The following is a 6,830-nucleotide window of genomic DNA, read 5'->3' on the forward strand; positions in this document are numbered from 1 at the left end:
AGCCGCGGACCCCACATCTCATCCGCGCGTTGTGGGCGTGCGAGCCTAGGCGGGCGTTAGGTCGTTCAACGCGCCCTGAAGGGCCGCCGCGGTGACCGGCGCGGCCTCAGCAACTTTTCGGAGGTCTTCACCGGTCAGATACCGATAGCTCTGCGGAGGATGGAACGATCCAGAGGCTCGCAGCGCGGCCAGCGGAACCGGAGCCTCAAACGTGATCGGTTCTTCGAGCGACAGACCGCTGGCCTGGGTCGCTCCAGTCATGTAGTCGTCGTACTCGCGCCGACTGATCCCAGCGCTCGTGCGGCTTGCTGACCAGACCTCCTGTGGGGAGGCCACCTGCACAGAAGAGATCCGCGCCATGCCCACGATGGCCATCGTGGGCGCGGTCGCATACAAAAGCACGGGAGTTCCCGGTGGGGCGGCGACGCGCTGTCTGCGGACCTCGACCGTCTTGCTTCCGGCCAGGATCGCCGCAGCGAACCGAGGGTGGACGGACAGCAGCATCGCGCGCTCCGGATCACTCACGTCTTTCGGTGCCCCTCTTCATACACGGCCTGGAACAGCGCGGCGCTGATCTTCGACAGCTGCATCGGCGGTACCCACCGTAGCCCCAGCCCCTTGGCCAACGCGGTCACTCGTGCATGCGTCACCGGTACGGGAAAGACCTCCGTGTCCGAAAACCTCAACGCCATGGCCATACCCGACCCATCGGCTGCGGCACGCACTTCGGCATGACCATATACGCCCAGGTGTTCGAATCGCGAGAAGAGGGTGTCGGGGTCGTCGATGACCACCTCGTCGAGGCGCGAGCAGCCGATGACCATCTTGCCCTGCCGCCCGGAAGTCCCCTCGCTGACGTACCACAGGATCCGGGCGGGAACGCTCTCTCCGCGGTGTCCGGACGAGCGATAGTAGACGTGCTCGCGGCTGATGCCCAGTACGTCGTCCCGGGGAACGAGCATGGCCGGAACGTCGAAGAGGTCCGTGGACCAGCGCGGCTTGATGGGTGCGATGAAGGAGGGCAGGGCCGTGTCGATCAGCTTGGCCGGCCACCACACCTGCTCGGCCATGCTCGCGATCTCGGGCGACACGCGATCATCCAGCTGAGGCGTCGACCGGCTCATGCGCTCTGCGATCTCCGCAGCCTTCTGCGAGACGGCCTCGGCGGGTCCGCAGACGTCCACCAACAGTGCGGTGAAGCCGCTCTCGTCCTCGGTGAAGCCGTCGGCCCCGGCCGCCGACATGGCTGCCGGCGACAGGAACGGATCGGTGATACGGACCGCCTGCGCCCCTCGTTCCCGGCCAAGCCGCTTCAGCATGAACAGCAGTTGCCGTGCAAGTGTCTCCTCCAGCCGGTGCGATGCCGTCCGGAGGAACGCGACGTTCAGCGTGCGGCCGTCCATGGCCCAGACGTAGAGGGCTACCGGATGCCCCTCTCCGTCCCGAAGGAGCTCCCTGCGCCACAGCACCCCGTCATCGGCGAGACCTTTCAGCCGCTCCGCGAAGGCCGTTCCACGGTCGCCCTCGGCCTGCTCGAAGAAGGCGACCAACTCTCCTTCACCGCCCAGCTCGACTTCCTCGGCAGAGAAGGTAGTGCCCATGAGATCCGCAGGACGGTACACCTGGGCCTGGCGCAGTTCGTCCACGTGCAGCGTGACCACCGCCGGGGAGACGACCCTGACCCGTGCGACGTCCCAGGCGATGTCCGCCAGAGCCGCCAGTGCAGGATCGCGCGTCACCAGTACCTGGAGCCCGGCACACGATGTCTCGGCCACGTAGCGCAAGCGGGCGCGCTGCCGGCCATCGAGGGGAACATCAGGCAGCTCCTTCCCCGCTGCCGCGGCCAGCTCCTCCAAGCGGATGGTCACGGCAGCGCTGTCGGGAGACAGGGAACGCAGCTCGGCAAGCCCCGCACGCTGATGGGTGCGTGCCTCACGCTCCTCGACATCACGCACGTCGTGCAGAAGCTGCGGAGTAAACGCGAGCTCGATCAGGTCGGCGAGCCATCCCGCCGCGAGAGCGCGTGACTCCTCAACAGCGCGCTCGCTCTCCGTACCGCGAAGCCCGGCGAACACGCCGTGGTCCACGGTCACCACCAGCAGCGCATCGCTCTGGGCCTCGGTGAACAGGTCCTCGTGCCCCAGGTCGAGCCACCAGGTGTCCAGCGTCTCCTTGTCCTTGCCCCGCCCCAGGCTCTCTCCCCTGGGGACGAAGCCCAGCGCCGTCCACATGCCGCTGAGCCCGTAGTCGCGCCGGCACTTCGCACGAATACCGAGCCGATGAGCGTGCCGCGCGCGAATCGCCTCGATCAGCTCACGAGCGACACCCTTGCCTCGGCGTTCCTCTGCCACGCACAAGTGAGCCAGCCGCACGTGCAGGCTCCGCTTGGGCAGCCCGAAGAGCGCGTAGCCAACCACCTCATCGCCGTCCACGGCCACCAGCAGGCCGTCGTCCTCGGCGTGCTTACGGTAGGCAGGCGGCGTCAGCAGACCCAGATACTTGGTGTATCGGTCGCCCAAAGCGATGATCGCGTCCAACAGCTCCGTCTGCTCCGCAGCCACCGGCAGCACACTGATCGCCATGTTCCCCCTCCGGATCCCTCAACCGATCAACACCCCAGGACGGCATACTGCCCAACAGTGCACGTACTGAGCCACCGATTGATCAGAACCGGCTAACTGGCGCGAACTCGACTGGTCTTCTGCTCGAACAGGCTGGTTGGCTCGTTCCTGATGACGGCCTGACCGGCACATGTGTTTCGCTCCCCGGCCGCAGCCATGGCCTTGTTCAAAGGGACACTCACACCCTCCGCTTCGCGGAGACCACTCCGGGATGGTGCCCACCACCAGCGGTCATCCATGGACAAAATCAGCAATCCGGTGAACAAACACCGCTTTTCTCCGCGGCTGCGCACCCGCCACTCCTACGCTGGCAGCCATGCGCGAAGTCGAGTACCGGAGCAGTGGGGTTCCGCTGGAGGAGTACGAACTCACCCGCGAAGACCATCGCCGCCAGAAGCAAAGCGAGGAGATCAGCGAGGCGGTTCGGCTTCAGGTCGACGAGGACATCGCGAAATGCCAGGCAGGCCCGGCGAGGGCGGAGCGTCGCCGCCAGGCGTTCGCGAACGTCGCGAAGCTGATGCAGTCGTTCAAGAAGGCCGACCGCGAGATCATGCGGTGGCGTGTCCGGCTGTATTGCGGCCACATCATGGAGAGGGAGGCGCATTACACGTACGCCGACCCGCTGTCCGCTGGGTCGTATGGCAGGCGATGCCCCGAGTGCGGGGGAGTTCGGCAAACCATCGTGGCCTTCGAGCCCATCGGGCTGCGCGGCGCGCCACCGGAGGAAACAGGCCCCCTACCTCCGCCACCGCCCGCGAAGAAGCCGACACGAGCCGACCTTGAGCAACGCGTGAAGAGCCTGGAGAAGGAGAACGAACGCTTGCGCGCGAAGCTCAGTGGCTGAAGGCCGGACCCAAGCACCGGCTCTCGCGCACAGCTCACGGAGGCGAACTGACGCCAACAGCAAAAGCGCCGCCCGCGCAGACATCCAGTCCAGCGCGCAATGACAGTCCTGAGGTCTCGCTCATTCGAGCGAATTGTTTCAAATCGCCAGTCGCTGACCAACGGAACTGACAGCATGCCGCCGTTACAGATCGCTTCGAGTCGAAGGCGGGCCATTGGAACGGCAGGTCAATGAGCGGCAGCTCTCGGTGCTGCAGTGGGTGGGCGCCGGGCGCCCTGCCGGCGTATGGGAGACGAGCTCGTACAAGACCACGTGCCAGGCACTGCAGAACCGGGGGTTGGTTACGGTCTCCAGGAAGGGTGGCCAGTGGAGCGTCACCCTGACGAGCGCAGGCCGGCATTACCTGGCGCACGGCGCATATCCTCCCCGCGGGTCTCGCCTGCGGAAGGCCCAGCCAGCCCCTCCGCAGCCCCCGCCAATCCAAGCGCAGGAAGTTCCTGTCCCCGCTCGATTGCCACGTCCTCCCCGACAACGTCGCATGACGTTCTCGGAGCAGCTGCTGCAAGAGCTCGTGGAGGCGGGCGGCCGGATCGTGAAGAGCGGCAGCGGTCCGGAGTTGGAGAAGTGGCCCTCCCGCGTCGCCGCGGCGCGCAGATCCGGAAGGATCCCGGAGACGAAGGAGCTGTATGGGGGCTGGTGCCGTGGCGGGTACGAGATCAAGCTCGTCGACATCCCCGCCTGGCGCCTCGTGGCCCTCGAACCCGTCCCTGTTCCCTCGCGGCTCACGCGGCCGCACAGCGCGGTACGGGCCATGCAGAACGAACCCCAGCCGCTGGGCCTGACCAAGCCGGTCCAAGGACGCGCCCTCAGGCTTATCCAGGCACTGATCACCGCCACCGAGAACGCAGGACACTCCAGTGCGGCAGGGCAGACCGGCTCCGCACCCCCATCCCACCGCCGCCGCAGGGCGTCTCCCCACTTCACCATCACCGCGCAGGGCCAGACCGTGGAGTTCCTCGTCCTCCAAGAGCAGGACCGGACCGAGCACGTCGCCACCGAGAAGGAACTCGCCGAGGCCAAGAAGAACTCCTGGATCAGGATCCCCCGCTTCGACTACGCCCCCTCCGAACGCCTCCGCTTCGTCCTCAGCGGCGGCCAGCCGCACCGGGCGAGCGAATGGTCCGACACCCCCGGCCGCCCCCTCGAAGATCAGCTCGCCGAGATCGCGCAGGAGGTCACGCTTCGCGGCGAAGCCGCCGAACGCAGACGTCTCGACGAGATCGAAGCAGCCCGCCAGAAACGCGTCCGCTGGGAAGCCGGTATGGCAGAAGCGCGCGTCCAGTACGCCGAGGCGTACCGCGTCAGGCACTTCGAAGCGCAGGAAGCCGCATGGCGCCACGCCACCCGACTGACGGAGTACGTAAGCGCCGTACGCACCCGGGTCGAGGCCATGCCCCCAGGTCAGGCCAGAACCGAAGCCGAAGCATGGATCGACTGGGCAGCAGCACTCGTGGAGCGCCTCGACCCGCTGAACACACCGCCCCGACTGCCCGACATCCCCGAACCACGAGCCGACGACCTCCGGCCCTTTCTCGGGCACTGGAGCCCGTACGGCCCCTGACACAACACGCACCGAACACCCCACCGAGCCTCACGGAACGTCACTACCGAAAAGTGGATGGGGCAAGGGCAGCCAATAGCTCGGCAGCCAGTGCCCCAGCCACCTCAAGGTGTCTCCGACCACACAGCTGAGGACTCCACCTGGCGGTCGTCAATCACGCATGACGACCCATCAGAAACCGCGCCAGCCGTGCGTCAAACGTGCGTCACGTGCGTCGAATATGCGTCAAGATATCGCACCTAACGCACGTAACGCCCATAACGCACACTCGGAGAAACGGCAGGTCAGGAGCCCTTTGAGGCAGGCTCAAGGATCGCGACGCACTCTACGTGCTGGGTCATCGGGAACAGGTCGAAGGCGCGCAGCGTCCTGACGCGGTAGCCGCGCTCCTTGAAGTACGCCAGGTCTCGGGCCAGGGCGGCCGGGTCGCAGGCCACGTAGGCGATGCGGCGGGCGCCGAGGCCGGCGAGGTGGTTGACCGTCTGCTTGCCCGCGCCCGCGCGGGGCGGGTCCAGGACGATGAGGTCGACGTCCGTGATGCGGGTGCGCGGGAGGACCGTCTCGACCTTGCCCTGTTCGATGCGGACGCGGTCGTAGGCCTCCAGGTTGTGGCGGGCGTCCTCGACCGCGCGCTTGCCGGACTCGATGCCCAGGACAGCGCCCTGGTCCCCGACGCGGTCGGCGATCGCGCCCGCGAAGAGGCCGACGCCGCAGTAGAGGTCCAGGGCCGTGTCGCCCTTGCGGGGCATCAGGCCCTGCATGACCGCGAGGACCAGGGTCTGGGCGGCCTTCGGGTGGACCTGCCAGAAGCCGCCGTTGCCGACGCGGTACGTGCGGTCGTCGGCGCGCTCGCGGACGAAGGGGCGGCCGTGGACGCGGTGGACGCCGCCGTCCTTCTCGTCGACCCGGAGCACGGAGACCGGCTTGTCCAGCTCGACCAGGGGGAGGCGGGCGCCGGGGCGCGGGGTGAGGATGACCTGGCGGTCGCCCGAGCCGGAGGCCGCGATGGCCTCGATCGACGCCATGCCCTCCCAGCTTCGCTTCTCGATGCCCAGCTCCGAGACGCCCTCCGCCGCGATCATGCAGTGGTCGATCACCTCGACCTCGTGCGAGCGGTGCTTGCGCAGGCCCGCGTTGCCCTCGGCGTCCACCGCGTACTGCACGCGCGTGCGCCACTGCGGGACCTCGCCCGCCGGCAGTTTGTCACCCTCGGCCGGCATCACGGTGCCGTCCCAGCCGGCCTCCTCCGGGGTGAGCCCGGCCAGGCGCTTGAGCTGCTCGGCGATGACCTCGCCCTTCAGCCGGCGCTGCGCACCCGGCTTGGCGTGCTGCCAGTCGCAGCCGCCGCACTTGCCCGGGCCCGCGAAGGGGCAGGGGGCTTCCACGCGGTCCTTGGAGGCGTCGAGGATCGTCACGGCGTCCGCGCGCAGGTAGCGGGACGTCTCGTCGCCCTCGGTCACGCGTGCCACCACCCGCTCGCCGGGCAGGGCGTGCCTCACGAAGAGGACGCGGCCCTCCTCGGTACGGGCGATGCAGTGGCCGCCGTGGGCCACCGGGCCGACCTCGACCTCGTACTCTTCCCCGACCAACGAAGGAACAGGTGCGTTCTGCATGATCGGGTGACTCCAGAGAAAGAGAGAGGTGGGGGGGGGGCGGGGGGCGCCCCCCCCCCAAACAGCACCGGAAGCCCCCGGGCAAGGTGGGGGGGTGGGACCCGCCCCAGCGCCCCACCCCCCCCCCGGGG

General features: G+C 68.0%; 5 protein-coding genes. 2 read left to right on the plus strand and 3 right to left on the minus strand.

Annotated elements, in window-relative coordinates; all coding sequences use genetic code 11:
* Positions 1-45 precede the first annotated feature (45 nt).
* On the minus strand, positions 46-525 hold the full coding sequence (locus ACWF79_RS24040) for an ASCH domain-containing protein (RefSeq protein ID WP_453730200.1): 480 nt from the start codon (positions 523-525) through the stop codon (positions 46-48).
* The gene (locus ACWF79_RS24045) at positions 522-2,582 is read right to left on the minus strand and encodes a GNAT family N-acetyltransferase (RefSeq protein WP_453730201.1); all 2,061 of its coding nucleotides are present in this window, start codon (positions 2,580-2,582) and stop codon (positions 522-524) included. The genes ACWF79_RS24040 and ACWF79_RS24045 overlap by 4 nt, the downstream gene beginning before the upstream one ends.
* Positions 2,583-2,937: 355 nt before the next feature.
* Here ACWF79_RS24045 and ACWF79_RS24050 point away from each other — a divergent pair, with 355 nt between their 5' ends.
* The gene (locus tag ACWF79_RS24050) at positions 2,938-3,465 is read left to right on the plus strand and encodes a hypothetical protein (RefSeq protein ID WP_453730202.1); all 528 of its coding nucleotides are present in this window, start codon (positions 2,938-2,940) and stop codon (positions 3,463-3,465) included.
* A 538-nt stretch (positions 3,466-4,003) separates the two neighbouring features.
* On the plus strand, positions 4,004-5,086 hold the full coding sequence (locus tag ACWF79_RS24055; RefSeq protein WP_453730203.1) for a hypothetical protein: 1,083 nt from the start codon (positions 4,004-4,006) through the stop codon (positions 5,084-5,086).
* 284 nt (positions 5,087-5,370) lie between these two features.
* On the opposite strand, the gene ACWF79_RS24060 is transcribed toward ACWF79_RS24055, so the two are convergent.
* Entirely contained in the window at positions 5,371-6,699 is a 1,329-nt protein-coding gene (locus tag ACWF79_RS24060; RefSeq protein ID WP_453730204.1) for a class I SAM-dependent RNA methyltransferase, read from the minus strand.
* Positions 6,700-6,830: the final 131 nt, after the last annotated feature.

It is taken from the genome of Streptomyces sp. NPDC054975 (assembly GCF_053609105.1).